Source organism: Tildeniella sp. (assembly GCF_059505325.1).
On the sequence record NZ_JCACKI010000073.1, the window covers coordinates 23,382 to 38,655 of the forward strand.

Genomic DNA, 15,274 nt, shown 5'->3' on the forward strand with positions numbered 1-15,274 from the left:
CCTAGAAGGCAGAAGGCAGAAGGCAGAAGGATGATGCAAATTTGAATGCCAATTGCCTAAGAGGATTCTGTTGGCGGGAGCCGCAAGCATCCAGGAGTGTTGACTGGCGAATCCTCCAACCTCCAATTGTTCTACGTTGTGACAGTGGTGTTTTGGCTGTGGGTTACTGCTCTTGCATCAAACGCAAGTAGTTTTGTTGCAGTCGAATATTGTCTTGTGTCAGGCGATCGCCGATTTCTTTCTCGGCATCACTGATTTGCTCCCAAAAGGCTGTAGAACGCCGTGCCGTCAAAAGCTCGTTCCAGAGTGCGTCGATGATTTCTGCTGCGATCGTGTTGGGTGAAACTTCACTCAGCAGTTGCGCCATTGTTTGACGAGCCGCTTCTTGCTGAGTCGGGTTCTGTGCAAGTGCGAGACAGTCTTTCAGTTGAGCAAGCTGATTCTGCGTCAAGGAGTGGGTCATAATCAAAGCAGTACCGTTTTATTCAAAATCTTCACGTAAACTCGGGCAGTTACATTTATTCACTGTAGCTCTACCTACGGTACAATCAGCCTCACATTGGCACGTCTACTTTTGGTTGGATTCTCTTTTTGTAGGTTATGGCGAAGCAGCGGGTTCTTTCGGGCGTTCAGCCAACGGGCAATCTTCATTTAGGAAACTATCTTGGTGCCATTCGTAACTGGGTTGAAGGGCAGCATCAGTACGACAACTTTTTTTGCGTAGTCGATTTGCACGCCATTACGGTGCCGCATAATCCTGCAACATTGGCACAGGATACGTATGCGATCGCCGCCCTCTACCTTGCCTGTGGCATTGATCTCAACGATTCAACGATCTTTGTGCAGTCCCATGTTTCGGCGCACAGTGAACTTGCCTGGTTGCTCAATTGCATCACGCCGCTGAACTGGCTGACCGACATGATCCAGTTCAAAGAAAAAGCCGTCAAGCAGGGCGAAAACGTTGGCGTGGGTCTGCTGGATTATCCCGTGCTGATGGCAGCAGATATTTTGCTCTACGACGCAGATAAAGTACCTGTGGGCGAAGATCAGAAGCAGCACTTGGAACTAACCCGCGATTTAGTGGACACATTCAACCACAAGTTCGCTAAGCCCGATCGCCCCGTTCTCAAAAAACCTGACCCGCTGATTCGAGCAGACGGCGCACGAGTGATGAGCCTAACCGATGGCACCAAGAAGATGTCAAAGTCTGATCCATCCGAACTGAGCCGGATCAACTTGCTCGATCCGCCGGATGTGATTCAGAACAAGATCAAGCGCTGCAAAACTGATCCGGTGCGCGGTTTGGTGTTTGATGACCCCGATCGCCCAGAGTGCAACAATCTCCTGACGCTCTATATGCTGCTGTCTGGTCAAACAAAGGAAACGGTTGCCGCCGAATGCCGGGATATGGGCTGGGGACAGTTCAAACCATTGCTGATGGAAACGACGATCGCCCACCTCAAACCGATTCAGGACAAGTATCAAGAAATCGTTGACGAGAAAGGCTATCTGGACTCGGTGCTGCGCGATGGGCGCGAGAAGGCAGGGGCGATCGCTAACGAAACTTTAAAGCGAGTAAAGGTAGCATTAGGGTACTCCTTACCGCTTTAGGCGATCGAGTGCCACGCTCACGAAACTCCGCCTCACCAATTTCAAAGGCTTCCAAGACGCAGAACTTTCGCTGGGTTCGCTTACTTTTTTAGTGGGTACAAACGCCTCTAGCAAAAGCAATATCCGCGATGCTTTTCGCTTTCTGCATGGAATCTCAAGAGGCTACAATCTGGCGAAATTATTGGTGAGAAGTATGCTAAAGGTGTCGTTCTTCAGTGGCGTGGCATTCGTGGCGGAACGCGAGAATTGGTCTTCCAAGGTGCAGATCTTTTTTATTTAGAAGTTTCTTTCCCTATCAAAGTTAAAGGCGATGTAAGGAAAACAACCTATCAGATAAAAGTCAGCCTGGGACAAAAAATTGTCACGTCGCATATTTTCCGAACGCTTAGTAGCTGACGGTCTAGACAGACCTCTTCTTGAAATAGCGCATGGAAGTCTTGGCATTCTAAATGTTTACTTCCCCGAAGAAATCGATATTGTGTCGGAGCACAAACCTTTCCTTTCAGAGGACGTTTTAAAAGTCCAGATGCTTGTAGCATTGGCGACTGAAGTCGCGGCTACAGAGGCAAAACCTGCCGTTGCAGGTGATAAAACCCTTACTCTGCGGTAGTCCGCGCAGGCGGACTTTGTTTACGTAGTCGCGGTTTTAACCGCCAGACACTTTTCAAACAACCTCTCACAGGTTTTGGCTGGAGACTTTCCTAATTTGCAAACGCTACACTTCAGAGACTATTTCAGGCTTCATCAGATGCTCTCGGTAGTATGCGCTTTTTAGATCTTGATCCTGAAGCTATGCGATTGCCATCCCTTCTAAGTAGGAAGGTTCAATTAAATATAAAATCTGCGTCGGATGGGTATAGCCTTCGGCATTCAAGAAAAGCGAAGCATAACCCATGCTGCTAAAGGTTTTGATGCGTTACGGCTATGTCTAACACATCCTACGTCTAATTTCACCCAGCTACTTAGGTCAGAATGTGTTGGGCGATCGCGGCGAAAATCTTTCCTCAGTTTTATATGAGATTCGCCAAGATCCTCAGCGCAAGGAAGCATTGCTTGAGTGGGCGCAAGAATTGATCCCAATGGACGCTAAAGATTTTGAATTCCCGTCCGATTTCACTGGGAAAGTTTTGCTGACCTTTGTAGAAGGCAATGGACAGCGAGTTTCGGCGTACAGCGCTTCTGATGGCATTCTCCGTTTTTTGGCGATGCTTGCGGCACTTTTGGGTTCTGAGCCTGCTCAATTTTACTTTTTTGAAGAGCTAGATAACGGCATTCATCCCACTCGCCTACACCTTTTGTTGCAGCTCATTGAGCAGAAGGTTCCTGAGGGTAAAATTCAAATGGTTGCGTTCTAGCTACCAAACCCCAAATTCTGTAGCAGCAGGATTTTAAGTCGATGTCTCATCACGATTTTGCTCGATCATGATCACTGCCTTGCCTTAGCATGATCACGCTCATGCTTCCTCCCTATCACCTCAATCAACCAGCGATCGGGGCATAGTAGAGATATGAAACGCTGATCCCAAGTCCCTTACTTATGGGCGGGATGGAGGAACTGAAAATGTTTAATGCCACTGAAATTTTGACAGATGCCTTTGTGCAGCAGCTCAAAGCAGGTTACTGTCGCACCTACGGCAATCTCAAAGCCGATTATGCCGACATCATCGCTTGGGCAGGCGGCATGGCATTGGAAAATATTGCCAATAGTGATGCGCTCTATCACGACGTTGAGCACACCATTCTGGTAACGCTGGTGGGGCAGGAAATTCTGCGCGGCAAGCATATCCGCGAAGGTGGCGTTGCGCCCGAAGATTGGCTGCATTTCCTCATCTCGCTGGTTTGCCATGATATTGGCTATGTGCGGGGCGTTTGTCGGGACGATCGCGACAATCTTTGTGCCACAGGCATTGCAGATACCATGATTGAGCTACCACTTGGTGCCACCGATGCCAGCCTCACGCCCTACCACGTCGATCGTGGCAAACTCTTCATTGATGAGCGCTTTGGCGGACATCGCTTACTCGATACTGACCTCATCAAGCGCAATATCGAACTCACTCGCTTTCCTGTACCTGCTGCCGAAGACCATCAGGACACTATTCACTATCCTGGACTGGTGCGGGCGGCTGACCTGATCGGGCAACTGAGCGATCCACGGTATCTTCAAAAAATTGCACGGCTGTTCTACGAGTTTGAAGAAACGGGTGTCAACAAAGCGCTGGGCTATCGCACACCTGGAGATCTGCGTCAAAGCTACTCCCAGTTTTACTGGAAAGGTGTTCATCCTTATATTCGAGATGCGCTACGCTACCTGTCTGTGACGCAGCAGGGACAACAAATCACAGCGTCTCTCTACTCGAATGTGTTTGTCGTAGAGCATGGAGGGCTTTAGGATAGGCTGTGCAAATCAACCTGGAAAAAGCAGATCTATGCAAGAGAGTAGCGTTAGACGGATTATTGTGGCGCTTCTAACAATTGGATTCAATTTCGTCATTGCCTGTATTAGCATTTCTATTTATGCGTCGTACTACACGCCTGGAAATCCTGTGCGACCGAAGCTCATCGGCATCGATCTAATCGGTGCGATCGGTATGTTTATCGGCATCACACAAATCCTCTACCTGTCTCCGCTACTGTATTTCGCCACGCGATCACGTAGATGGAACCTTGTTAAGGGTATCGTTCTAGGGGCACTTGTAACGGTTCTACTCAATCTAATGGTTTTAAGCACGTTGGTGTTTCACTAAAACGACACCAGGCAACCGCATGAGAAAGGCAGCAGCAAAGCAAGTAGGGTTAGGACTGTTAATGGCGATCGCATTAATCGTCATGACTAGCTGTAATCTATCCTCCTCTCAACCGCTTCCAGCCGCTTCCCCCTACACCCCAAACCCTACACCCCAAACCCTTCCCCAGCCGATTCTCACCCAACAAGCACTTCCTCAAGTAGACCCCGATCGCCTCTTCCAGCACATCAAGGCATTGAACTTTGAGCGGTATCAAGCAGGCGATCGCGATCGTGCCCGTCGTTATCTGGTCAAAACGCTGACTGAGTTTGGCTGGAAACCGCAGCTACAAGCTTTTGAAGGTGGCGTGAATGTGTTCGCTCAGCGTCCTGGTACGAATGCCAACGCAGGCGCGATTTTGGTCGATGCTCACTACGACACGGTGAAGGGGTCGCCGGGTGCGGATGACAATGGCAGCGCGATCGCAGCGACGCTCGAAATTGCCCGACTGCTGGGTTCTCGTTCCACTCAGCGACCTTTATGGATTGCTTTTTTCGATCGTGAAGAAGCTGGATTAGTTGGTAGTCTTGCCTTCACCTCGCGTCCTGAAAACTTAGTGAACCTCGCTGGCGTAGTCAATTTAGAGATGATGGGCTATGCCTGTTACACAGCGGGATGTCAGAAATATCCAGAGGGATTGCCTGTGAAACCGTTGGGCGATCGGGGCGATTTTCTGGGAGTCATCGGCGATCAGGAGCATTTGCCACTGCTGAATGCGTTTCAGGTGCCTGCATCTATCCTTCCAGAGCAGCCCAATCTGCCAGCTATCATCACGGTGCCGATTCCCTTCAAAGGGTTGCTGACTCCAGACGTGCTGCGAAGCGACCATGCGCCGTTTTGGGCAAAAAATATTGGTGCGGTCATGGTAGGCGATACCGCAAACTTCCGCAATCCGCACTACCATCAACCAAGCGATACACCAGAAACCCTCGATCGCGCCTTTTTTGCGGGAGCAACCCAACGAGTAGTAAACGCGGTCAGTGACCTTTTAGATAATCGAGAGGCATTAACGACATTAAGCAACTAGCTTTTAGCGGTCAGCGGTCAGCGGTCAGCTTTAAATTTCACACTGACCACCACTGACTACTGACCACTAACGGCGAATAGCTGACTGCTGATAGCTGATAGCTGACCGCTGATCAAGATCACGCAGCACTCACCGGATTGTCACAGTGATCGACTCTATTCCATCACCAGACAGCTTTAACGACAGCCGCATACTGTTCAGTATCGAGTTGCCCCCAAATTCTATGGAAACCCAAGTATTGTCGCCTTCGCTGAAAGACATCGTCGATCGCATTTTGCTTTCTCGCCGCATTACTCGCTTGGATCAACGGTTGCTTCTCTCGTTAGCTAACCTTAGCCGTGACGAACAAGCATTGCTCAACGAAGTGTTCGATCGCCTGCGCAAAGGTTTACTAAGAGTCGTCGATTAATGGCTACTGATCAAAAGCCACTTACATTTTTGATGAAAGCTAGGATGCTTTAAGGTCACCAATGCTTTCTGAACTCTCGACTAATGATCTTGTTTAGATTCAATCAAGCTCTCACCAGATTCCCCATTGGTAAAGCTTGATTAGACTCTACCAAAGCGCAACGCAGCCGAACTTTGAAGTTCGGCTACGCAAAGAGAGCGAAAAGAATGTGTAGTCAAAAGTTTGCTCAATAGAAACGGTTAGATGCGATCGTTCCAAAGTTATGACGACCTTCACTGGCTACCATAAGGTAGATGTACCTTTGCCAAAACTTTAACTATCTTTTTCAGCTTTTTTCCGTAAAACGCTGCTTAAGAAGATAATCATGCCGGGTAGTAAAGCGGGTGTTGGGATTTCTTTTATTGGTCGATTAGGGTCTACTACCCCAGGAGGATTTGGTGGGTTGGGCGGAGTGCTTTTCCCCAGCAGTTTCCCTCCATTAGATCCTCCTGAGAACAGGAGGATGATGATAGTCCAGAGTACGATGAACGCTTCAAACATGAAAACTGTCTCCTAGGCTATGTACCCATAACTACGGACAATTGTTCAAGCATCGGTATCAATTAATATACCTTTACGAGATTCTTACGAAAACGGCTGCATCTCACCGTAACTTTGCAAAAGTAAAATGTAACCTCAGAACCCGTATGCTGCGCCTTCTCCACGAGGGTCGGCGGCTCCTTCTAGCCAACGGTCAGGGGTCTGGACGATCGCATCTGCATTGCCCCACGTGTCACGCTCTTCAATAGTGTGTCCTCGCTGGCGCAAATCATCAAGGGTTAAGCGGTCAAAACCGTTACGCTCAACCCTGAGTTGATCGGGTAACCACTGATGATGCAGGCGTGGAGAGGCGATCGCGCGTCTGGCATCCATGTCATAGACCAACACATTCAGCACAACTTGCAGCACAGTGGTAATGATAGTGCTGCCACCCGGAGAACCAGTTACCAGGCGCAGTTGTCCCTTTTCGGTCACGATCGTCGGAGTCATGCTGGACAGTGGCGTTTTGCCAGGAGCGATCGCGTTGGCATCCCCACCCACCAAGCCAAAGGCATTGGGCACGTTGGGGGCGATCGCAAAATCATCCATTTCGTTGTTGAGAATCACCCCTGTACCAGGTACCACAACGCCAGAACCAAAGCCCAGGTTTACCGTGAACGTAAGGCTCACCGCATTGCCCTCACGATCTACAACGCTCAGATGACTGGTATCGTTGGACTCTTTACCCAGCCGTTTCAGCGTTTCTGGGTTAGCCGCTCTTACCTGGCTGGACGATCGGGCTTTTTGCAGATCGATTTCCTGGCGGCGCTGTTTGGCATAGGCAGGACTGACCAACGCTGCAACGGGCACTTTTACAAAATCGGGATCGCCCAGATAGACGGCACGATCGGCGTAGGCAATTCGCATTGCTTCCACAATTAGATGTAGCGCATCGGGACTGTGCCATCCCATTGCTTTGAAATCCGTATCGCCCAGAATGTTGAGGATTTGCAGCAGATGCACCCCTCCAGACGATGGCGGCGGCATAGAACAGATGCGCGCTGAACGAAAATTGCCACACACAGGGTCGCGCCAGATGGGACGGTAGCGTTTCAAGTCTGCAAGCGTAATCAAGCCCTTATTGGCTGCCATGTCACGAGCGATCATCCCTGCCAGTTTGCCCGTGTAGAAACTTTGAGGATCAGCCGCAAGTGCTGTCAGTGTTTGCGCTAAATCGGTTTGTACTAAGCGATCGCCTGCCTGTAAAGGCACTCCATTACGGGTAAAAATTTGACGGGCAGCGGGGTTTTGCTGGAGTGTTTTTTGCTGAGCGATCGCGGCTGCCAAGCGCCAACTCACCGGAAAGCCCTTCCTTGCCAGTTGTACAGCGGAAGCTACTACAGCTTTCCAGGGCAGTTTGCCATAGCGACGCTGCACCTCATACAGTCCGGCAACGGTTCCCGGCACACCCACCGCTAGATACCCATCCGTGCTGGCATTGGGGCGTACCTTTCCTTGAGCATCTAGATACAGGGTGCGAGTTGCTGCCAGCGGTGCCCGTTCCCGAAAATCGAGTGCCTTCACTTCACCTGTTTTGCCTAGCCGCAGCAGCAAAAAGCCGCCACCGCCGATGCCTGCCGACGCTGGCTCTACAACTGAAATTGCCAACGTCGTTGCCACGGCAGCATCGATCGCGTTGCCACCCTGTTGCAGTACCTTCAAGCCTGCTTCACTCGCCAATGGATGTGCTGAGACGACCATGCCTCGCTTCGCGCGATCGGGGTAGGGAAACGCCCACCCACTCTGACTGCTAAGCAACACCATCGTCAGGCAGAGTAATGGCACTGCCAGTTGTTCACGGTTAAGCGGCAGTTTCATCCTTCATCCTTTCTGCTTCCTTTCTTACACCCTACACCTAACTCTTTACACTCAAAACAAAAAGACCCCTGACAATAACTGTCAGAGGGTCTGTTCCGCACACAACCAAGGAGAAACCAGGAGGAACGTTCAATTGCAATCAATAGATCGAGCCTTGCCCAACCCCTAACGCACCACAAGCATGTCTGGATCGAACGTAGACGATAGTGCTTCTCTAGGCACTATTGCCAGTGCCATTTCTGGATGCTCAAGGTGAGGATACCGACTCAGCAGGTCAGCTTCACCAGGCGCAACCGCACGAGCGTAACGCACCTTACAAAGTAGGGCGATCGCGAACAGCCCCGCAACAGCACCAAAACCTGCAATCTCCCATGCATCGAGCAGCGACTGCCGCTTTGAATCACCTGAGGTTCCATCAGTTGAGTCGGTGAAGGTGTTCCGCTGAGAAAGGTTGTTTGCCAATGGCAGGCTACTCTCTTCAGGCGGGCAGGCTTGGGCGGTAAATGATGACCCTGGCAACAGAAGCATCGTTACGATCGAAACAAACATGATGACCGATAGAGGGGGGCGTAATCGAGTCATAGCCTCGTCTGAGTAGACACTCTAGAACTTGTTGATTGCGATGATTATGGGCGAGTCGATGCAATTAAACAGGGTAGTAGGATACAAAAGAACAGAAGTCTTGCGAAAGGCTAAGGATCAAGGATAAAGGCTAAATTGTAAAGGCGAAGTTGAAGAGCGAGACGAACGGATTAAAAGTCGGAAAGAGATGCCATCTTCATAGCTTCCCTCCAGCCTTTAGCTTTTATCCTTCAGCCTTTATCCTTTATCCTTTCTTTTCCATGCCTACCTACACCGGAATCTCGAGCGAAGCGTTTCGCCATCCGCTCGATCGTCAAGCCGAACAGGCGTTGCGTAGTGTCCCTGGCTTCGATCTAGTGGCACGGACGTTTGTTGAGTTTCTGTCTGAACGTCCACAGTTTGTTTATCAGATGGGCAACAGCATTCAGGTAGGACCGCGCCAATATGCCAACATTTACCACATTTTTCGGGAATGTGTGCGCGATTTGGATGTCTACCCAGAGCCTGTGCTGTTTATTTCTCAAGATCCATTTGTGAATGCGCTGGCGCTAGGGCAAGAGTTTCCCAGTATGGTTATCAACAGCGGCTTGCTAGATCTGCTGGATGATCACGAACTGCGAACGGTCATGGCTCATGAACTGGGACATATTAAGTGCGGTCACACGACGCTGGTACGAATGGCACTTTGGGTGAATCAGATCATTTCTGGTTTGGCAGAGCGTACATTTGGGTTGAGCAATCTGGTGACCACAGGGCTGCTGCTGGCATTTGCTGAGTGGAAACGTAAAGCGGAACTTTCTGCCGATCGCGCCTCATTGCTGGTGACAGATGATCTAAATCCAGTGCTGCATAGCATGATGAAGCTGGCAGGTGGTAGCACCAAACATGCTCACGAAATTAGTTTGGATGAATTTATCCAACAGTCAGAGCGTTATCAAGCGCTCGATCAAGATGGCTTGAATCAGGTTTATAAATTCCTCCTTTACAACAATCTCTCTACAGGCATCTTCCTCACCCACCCATTTACGGTCGAGCGGGTGCATTTTTTGCGCGAGTGGTCAGTTTCAGATGATTATCGACAGATTCGTCAGGGTACCTACCCCCGTGCGGGTGCCGAAGGTTCCGTCGAAGTGCCCTCAGAGCCAACTGTAAAGCCACCACAATCTTCTAGAGCAGAAGTCGATGAATTACGCCGTCAGATCGAAGCACTTCAGCGGGAGATCGATCGCGCACGGCGATCGGAGTAGTTGATGTTCACAGCAAAAGAACGCCCCGACAGTGGTTTGGACGTTCTTTTGCAAAGCATTATGGGCGATCGCTGATGCCTAGCTGGTAGACGCTGCGGGTGGAATGCCGAGAATCGCACAGGGGAAATCGGTTGCTAATTGCTGTACAAGCGGGTGTGAGGACGAATCACAGCCTAACAGCAATAGCTCTGCCGACTCAGCTTGAGCCACACGGCGCAACTCTACCGCAACTGACCCAAACCGAAGATGGGTTTTAAGTGACCCGCGCCATTCATCCGCCATATGGCGGGCTTGCCAAAGAATCAAGTCTGCCTGATCAAACTGGTTTAACTGGCAAGATGGGGGGCGAACGGGTGGTTCTGCCACCGCGCTAGTTGAGCGATGTCCAGTTTCTATATAGCGATAGCCATTACCAATCGCGCTGGCATAAAGCACCGGATCACCGTCTGTTTGGGCAGCGAGATGATAAGGCAACGAGGAAACAGGCTGACACTCGCTCTCTCTATCCAACACGTAGACAACTTGAACTGTAACTTGCTTACCCGTCGCTAATCGCGTCCGATGGGCAATCCACAGCGTCAAGTCTAGTGCAGTTTGGCTACAAGGCGAGCCGTTGTAGCCTACAAGAAGATTGATTTCTTTGGGCGATCGTGGCTCAGTTGAGCGATGTGGCACTAGCACCATCTGCTTAGTGAGATCAGGACAACCCAACGCGTCTTGCAGACGTGCGAGCATAGACAAAATATTCATGGTTGAACCTCTCAAGAATAGGGTGTGCGAGAGGTGGGTCAGGTAACAGATACATAACGCTCTTGCATAACAAATTTAAAGAGCGCTTAAGCAGTACCTATCGGGAGACTCCAATAACCACAGCTTTATCAGCAATAGTTTTGGGTTGCTCCTCCCATTGCCGACGGAGTTAGCTGACGGGCTAAGACTGGAAGGTGTCTCTCTCAGCAGCACCGAGATTAGCCCCAATTGATTTGGTTCCTCCGCTTGAGTTAAATGATCACGACAGCTTACGTGCCGGATCAACTCAAATTAGGCTTAACCCACGTTGTTAGACACGTTGTATGCTTGATGCCGAACAGCGACAGTATACATAACGCTTTTAGTCCAGGCGATTGAGCCATCTAGACCGCCAGCGCCATGGCATAAGCAGTACATCGTTATTGGTGAGTGACTTAATCATCCTCAGCTACTATAGCTCACTGTAGAGGGATGATTCTCTCTCCGAGGGAAGCTTAACGGTAGATTTACTGTACTACTGAGCACAAATCTTTAAGGTAGTAGAGACCTGAAGCGGATCGTTCGGCGAAAAGAATGCTTCAGCATTAAGAGAGACTATGAGGTGGTCAGTCTAAAATCAGGATATATGATGAACGGACGATCACAAAACGTCGGTTCGTCGATCTCCACTACGGTTAGGATTTTTGGGCGTGACTGTTTCCCCTTTAGCGTCAGGGCTAGACCTGAAGACTCTGTTTCCCTTCGAGCTGGATGCATTTCAAAAGCAGGCGATCGCCGCCTTAGAAGCGGGTCGATCGGTTGTCGTGTGTGCCCCAACGGGTTCCGGTAAAACGCTCATTGGGGAGTACGCGATCCACCGGGCGCTCAATCGGGGGCGACGAGTCTTTTACACAACGCCACTTAAAGCGCTGTCAAACCAGAAGCTGCGCGATTTTCGAGAACTCTTTGGCGCTGAGTCAGTCGGTCTTTTGACTGGGGATGTTTCGGTTAACCGCGATGCTCCCATCCTGGTAATGACTACCGAAATCTTTCGTAATATGCTCTATGGCACGCCGATCGGGGAAGTCGGCACCTCCCTCACTGGGGTCGAAGCCGTAGTGCTGGACGAATGTCACTATATGAACGATCGTCAGCGCGGCACCGTTTGGGAAGAATCGATCATCTACTGCCCACCCGAAATTCAACTGGTAGCGCTCTCTGCCACCGTTGCTAACAGCGACCAGCTCACCGACTGGATTCATGAAGTCCACGGTCCCACCGACCTGATTTATTCTGACTTTCGACCAGTGCCGCTGGAATTTCACTTCTGTAATCCTAAAGGGCTATTTCCTCTGCTCGACGATAGCGAGAAGCGCATCAATCCCCGTCTCAAACTCAAGGGCGGCAAAGGCGCTCCCGGTAGCAACAAGCGAGGACCCCGACAGGAAAGCCCCAATTTGGCATTTGTGCTGAGCCAACTGCGCCAAAAGGACATGCTGCCCGCCATCTACTTCATCTTCAGTCGGCGGGGCTGCGATCAGGCAGTCGCAACGGTGAGCGATGCGCCGCTGTCAATGGTGAATGAGGCAGAAGCCGCTCAGTTGCGTACCCAGATCGATGCCTTTCTGGCACTAAACCCTGAAGCGGGACGGGTAGGACAAATCGAGCCGCTGTATCAGGGCATTGCGGCGCACCACGCAGGGATTTTGCCTGCCTGGAAAGGATTGGTCGAAGAACTCTTCCAGCAGGGATTGATCAAAGTCGTGTTTGCTACCGAAACACTGGCGGCGGGTATCAACATGCCAGCGCGCACGACCGTCATTTCCAGCCTGTCCAAGCGCACCGATCTGGGTCATCGCCTGTTGAACGCTTCTGAGTTCCTCCAAATGGCAGGACGAGCGGGAAGACGCGGGATGGATAGTCAGGGGCACGTAGTCACGGTACAAACGCCGTTTGAAGGGGCACGGGAAGCGGCGTATTTGACGACGGTAGGCGCTGATCCGTTGGTGAGCCAGTTTACGCCCAGCTACGGTATGGTGCTGAATTTGCTGCAAACTCACACGCTGGAGGAAGCAAAAGAGCTAGTGGAGCGCAGTTTTGGGCAGTATCTATCTACGCTCTATCTGCGTCCCCAGCAAGACGCGATCGCTCACCTCGAAGCCGAACACGCCCAACTGCGATCGCAGCTAGACGGCGTGGATTGGGATCTACTGGCGCAGTACGAAAAGCTGCAAGAGCGTTTGAAAGAAGAACGGCGCTTGCTCAAGATTTTGCAAGACCAGGCGAGAGAAATGCAGGCGGGCGATTTGCCTGTTGCGCTGTCGTTTGCGATCGCGGGTACGGTTCTAAGCCTTAAAGGTGTCAATGTGCCCGTTGCCCAACCGCTGCCTGCGGCACTGGTCATGAAGGTTCCTGGTTCGGGACAGTTTCCCTACTTAATCTGCTTGGGCAAAGACAACCGCTGGTACGTCGTGACAGTCAGCGATGTCGTCGGGCTACGGGGCGAAATTCCCCGACTCAGTGGCGTGGATCACCTGGCTCCACCGCCGGAGATGCCGCTCAAACCAGGACAGATGAAATCAGGCAGTGATGTGACAGCCGCGATCGCCCGTCAGATTCCTCCGGTACCGTCGCCCGTAGATGAAGCGCCCGAAGTGTATGAGCAGCTCCAGCGGATGGGAGCCGTACAGCAGCAAATCGACGCTCATCCAGTGAACGGCTGGGGCAACCGCGTGACCATTCTCAAGCGGCAAAAGCGCATCAGTGCGGTACAAACTGAGATTGCCGATCGCAGGGCAAAGCTCGATCGGCAGTCGCAGTGGCGCTGGGACGTTTTTCTCAGCCTCATCGAAAGCCTGCAACATTTTGGCAGTCTCGAAGGTTTATTACCCACTCCATTAGGAGAGGCAACTGCCGCAATTCGGGGCGATAACGAACTGTGGCTCGGTTTGGCGCTCATGTCTGGCGAACTCGACCATCTCGATCCACACCATCTGGCAACCGCCTGTGCGGCTCTTGTGACCGAAGTGTCGCGCCCGGATAGCTGGACACGCTACGACCTTTCAAGTGAAGTGGAAGACGCCCTGGGAGGCTTGCGAGGCATTCGTCGTCTCTTGTTTCAGGTGCAGCGAAAGCAACAACACAAGCTGAGAGAAAAACATCCTCAGCAAGAATTTGAAATGCCGCCTGTCTGGTTGGAGCATGAGATGGTTAGTCTCGTAGAGCAATGGTCTCTGGGCGTGGAATGGGCAGAACTCTGCTCCAACACCAGTTTCGACGAAGGCGATGTCGTCCGTATTCTGCGTCGCACTTTGGATTTTCTCTCGCAGATTCCGCATGTCCCTCATGCGCCTAACGAGCTTAAGACCAACGCCAATCGTGCGATTCGTCTGATCGATCGCTTCCCAGTCAAAGAAGGCGTGTAGGCGAGACTAACCTGCTTGGTGGGTGGCAGGCTGAATGGCTTCTCTGCCTAACCTTTTTCAGTTACGTCATCACAGCCACTGATGACACGGTTGCGCCCAGCCGCTTTTGCTTTTAGGAGGTTTTGGTCGGCACGTTGCAAGAGGCTGGCACCCTTTGTGTCGTCGCTCTCTTCAAGGGAAGCTGCCCCTGCACTAATAGTGATGTCCAGATTGAGGGCATCGTCGATCGCAAACGTCTGATCACTAATCAAGCGACAGAGACGGCGACCCACCAGTAACGCTTCTTGTTCATCCGTATTGCTCAAAAGGATGACAAACTCTTCGCCACCATAGCGAAACAGCGTGTCTCGAAAGCGGAGGTTGTGCCGTAAGCGACCGGAGATCAATTGCAGGGCACGATCGCCAATCGGATGCCCGTAGGTGTCGTTGATATTTTTGAAGTAATCGACATCCAGCATGAGGACGCTCATTGGCTCCGATCGTGAGCGTGAGTTCTGAACCTGTCGAGGCATTTCCCAGTCGAGAGCGCGACGGTTATTCAGTTCAGTAAGCGGGTCGGACAGAGCGATCGCAGACAGGATATCATTCGTTCGCATGAGTTCGCGGTGATTCTTCACCATGCGCAGCCCAGAGGCAATTTGGGAGCTTAACAGACGGTCTTGCTGGATGAGTATATCCAGATCGAGCGCTTCGCCCTTCGCATCATTTTTAGGAAACCACAGATAGGCATCAGCCCCGCTTTCTAGCGCCTCTGCCCGACACTCCAGTTCCCAAAAGCGATCGCGCCACGCTTCTGTCAACGCTTGCGCTGGATTGTCTAACAAAATGCAATAAATCCAGGCAAGTCGAGTTTGTTCTTTAATTTGACGGCAAAGCTCTAAGCTGCCTGGTTGATTGCTCTGAAGAATAACAAGATCTGGCTGCTGCGCCTGGATCAGCGGCATAGCCTCGCTAGGATTCGGTGCGATCTCTACCGTGCAACTCACTAAGTTACGGATACGAACCAGAAGTGTTGCTAGAAAGTCATCACCTCCGACTAATAAAATCGAAGCGTCCATTGG

Annotated in this window: 15 protein-coding genes, 1 pseudogene and 1 riboswitch; of the genes and pseudogenes, 10 read left to right on the plus strand and 6 right to left on the minus strand. The window is 51.2% G+C overall.

Features of this window, described 5'->3' with window-relative positions:
- Positions 1-163 precede the first annotated feature (163 nt).
- On the minus strand, positions 164-463 hold the full coding sequence (locus AC5JO6_RS26125) for a hypothetical protein (RefSeq protein ID WP_496083970.1): 300 nt from the start codon (positions 461-463) through the stop codon (positions 164-166).
- A gap of 137 nt (positions 464-600) precedes the next feature.
- On the opposite strand from AC5JO6_RS26125, the gene trpS reads away from it, so the two are divergent.
- The 8 genes and pseudogenes from trpS (at position 601) to AC5JO6_RS26165 (ending at position 5,833) form a co-directional block, all read left to right on the plus strand.
- Complete coding sequence (trpS, locus tag AC5JO6_RS26130; protein ID WP_496083971.1) at positions 601-1,611, plus strand: tryptophan--tRNA ligase; 1,011 nt, start codon at positions 601-603, stop codon at positions 1,609-1,611.
- 28 nt (positions 1,612-1,639) lie between these two features.
- Positions 1,640-1,891 (plus strand): annotated as a pseudogene (locus tag AC5JO6_RS26135) (hypothetical protein); the annotation flags it as partial.
- Between the two features lie 78 nt (positions 1,892-1,969).
- The gene (locus AC5JO6_RS26140) at positions 1,970-2,221 is read left to right on the plus strand and encodes a hypothetical protein (RefSeq protein WP_496083972.1); all 252 of its coding nucleotides are present in this window, start codon (positions 1,970-1,972) and stop codon (positions 2,219-2,221) included.
- Positions 2,222-2,588: 367 nt separating this feature from the next.
- Positions 2,589-2,966, plus strand: a complete 378-nt coding sequence (locus AC5JO6_RS26145) for an AAA family ATPase (RefSeq protein ID WP_496083973.1) — start codon at positions 2,589-2,591, stop codon at positions 2,964-2,966.
- Positions 2,967-3,172: 206 nt separating this feature from the next.
- Positions 3,173-4,003, plus strand: a complete 831-nt coding sequence (locus tag AC5JO6_RS26150) for an Npun_R2479 family HD domain-containing metalloprotein (RefSeq protein WP_496083974.1) — start codon at positions 3,173-3,175, stop codon at positions 4,001-4,003.
- A 37-nt stretch (positions 4,004-4,040) separates the two neighbouring features.
- Positions 4,041-4,358 (plus strand): hypothetical protein, encoded by a 318-nt coding sequence (locus AC5JO6_RS26155; protein ID WP_496083975.1) that lies wholly within the window; start codon positions 4,041-4,043, stop codon positions 4,356-4,358.
- A gap of 19 nt (positions 4,359-4,377) precedes the next feature.
- Complete coding sequence (locus AC5JO6_RS26160) at positions 4,378-5,424, plus strand: M28 family peptidase (protein WP_496083976.1); 1,047 nt, start codon at positions 4,378-4,380, stop codon at positions 5,422-5,424.
- Between the two features lie 223 nt (positions 5,425-5,647).
- On the plus strand, positions 5,648-5,833 hold the full coding sequence (locus AC5JO6_RS26165) for a hypothetical protein (protein WP_496083977.1): 186 nt from the start codon (positions 5,648-5,650) through the stop codon (positions 5,831-5,833).
- Positions 5,834-6,145: 312 nt separating this feature from the next.
- Here AC5JO6_RS26165 and AC5JO6_RS26170 read toward each other — a convergent pair whose 3' ends face one another.
- The 3 genes from AC5JO6_RS26170 to AC5JO6_RS26180 form a co-directional block, all read right to left on the minus strand.
- Positions 6,146-6,373, minus strand: a complete 228-nt coding sequence (locus tag AC5JO6_RS26170) for a hypothetical protein (RefSeq protein WP_496083978.1) — start codon at positions 6,371-6,373, stop codon at positions 6,146-6,148.
- Positions 6,374-6,508: 135 nt separating this feature from the next.
- On the minus strand, positions 6,509-8,230 hold the full coding sequence (ggt, locus tag AC5JO6_RS26175) for a gamma-glutamyltransferase (protein WP_496083979.1): 1,722 nt from the start codon (positions 8,228-8,230) through the stop codon (positions 6,509-6,511).
- Between the two features lie 165 nt (positions 8,231-8,395).
- The gene (locus AC5JO6_RS26180; RefSeq protein ID WP_496083980.1) at positions 8,396-8,812 is read right to left on the minus strand and encodes a hypothetical protein; all 417 of its coding nucleotides are present in this window, start codon (positions 8,810-8,812) and stop codon (positions 8,396-8,398) included.
- Positions 8,813-9,072: 260 nt separating this feature from the next.
- Here AC5JO6_RS26180 and AC5JO6_RS26185 point away from each other — a divergent pair, with 260 nt between their 5' ends.
- A complete protein-coding gene (locus AC5JO6_RS26185) occupies positions 9,073-10,059 on the plus strand; it encodes a M48 family metallopeptidase (protein ID WP_496083981.1) in 987 nt (328 codons plus the stop codon).
- Positions 10,060-10,137: 78 nt separating this feature from the next.
- On the opposite strand, the gene AC5JO6_RS26190 is transcribed toward AC5JO6_RS26185, so the two are convergent.
- A complete protein-coding gene (locus AC5JO6_RS26190) occupies positions 10,138-10,809 on the minus strand; it encodes an adenine nucleotide alpha hydrolase family protein (protein WP_496083982.1) in 672 nt (223 codons plus the stop codon).
- Between the two features lie 143 nt (positions 10,810-10,952).
- A riboswitch (cyclic di-AMP (ydaO/yuaA leader) is annotated at positions 10,953-11,089 on the minus strand.
- 409 nt (positions 11,090-11,498) lie between these two features.
- Here AC5JO6_RS26190 and AC5JO6_RS26195 point away from each other — a divergent pair.
- Positions 11,499-14,213: a DEAD/DEAH box helicase gene (locus AC5JO6_RS26195; protein ID WP_496083983.1), complete on the plus strand. Its 2,715-nt coding sequence runs from the start codon at positions 11,499-11,501 to the stop codon at positions 14,211-14,213.
- A gap of 47 nt (positions 14,214-14,260) precedes the next feature.
- Here AC5JO6_RS26195 and AC5JO6_RS26200 read toward each other — a convergent pair whose 3' ends face one another.
- Positions 14,261-15,271 (minus strand): diguanylate cyclase, encoded by a 1,011-nt coding sequence (locus AC5JO6_RS26200; RefSeq protein WP_496083984.1) that lies wholly within the window; start codon positions 15,269-15,271, stop codon positions 14,261-14,263.
- Positions 15,272-15,274: the final 3 nt, after the last annotated feature.

Coding starts and splice junctions, on each gene's coding strand:
- AC5JO6_RS26180 (WP_496083980.1), bottom strand. CDS start 8,812: ATGACTCGATTACGCCCCCCTCTATCGGTCATCATGTTTGTTTCGATC.
- AC5JO6_RS26125 (WP_496083970.1), bottom strand. CDS start 463: ATGACCCACTCCTTGACGCAGAATCAGCTTGCTCAACTGAAAGACTGT.
- ggt (WP_496083979.1), bottom strand. CDS start 8,230: ATGAAACTGCCGCTTAACCGTGAACAACTGGCAGTGCCATTACTCTGC.
- AC5JO6_RS26170 (WP_496083978.1), bottom strand. CDS start 6,373: ATGTTTGAAGCGTTCATCGTACTCTGGACTATCATCATCCTCCTGTTC.
- AC5JO6_RS26165 (WP_496083977.1), top strand. CDS start 5,648: ATGGAAACCCAAGTATTGTCGCCTTCGCTGAAAGACATCGTCGATCGC.
- trpS (WP_496083971.1), top strand. CDS start 601: ATGGCGAAGCAGCGGGTTCTTTCGGGCGTTCAGCCAACGGGCAATCTT.
- AC5JO6_RS26185 (WP_496083981.1), top strand. CDS start 9,073: ATGCCTACCTACACCGGAATCTCGAGCGAAGCGTTTCGCCATCCGCTC.
- AC5JO6_RS26150 (WP_496083974.1), top strand. CDS start 3,173: ATGTTTAATGCCACTGAAATTTTGACAGATGCCTTTGTGCAGCAGCTC.
- AC5JO6_RS26155 (WP_496083975.1), top strand. CDS start 4,041: ATGCAAGAGAGTAGCGTTAGACGGATTATTGTGGCGCTTCTAACAATT.
- AC5JO6_RS26160 (WP_496083976.1), top strand. CDS start 4,378: ATGAGAAAGGCAGCAGCAAAGCAAGTAGGGTTAGGACTGTTAATGGCG.
- AC5JO6_RS26200 (WP_496083984.1), bottom strand. CDS start 15,271: ATGGACGCTTCGATTTTATTAGTCGGAGGTGATGACTTTCTAGCAACA.
- AC5JO6_RS26190 (WP_496083982.1), bottom strand. CDS start 10,809: ATGAATATTTTGTCTATGCTCGCACGTCTGCAAGACGCGTTGGGTTGT.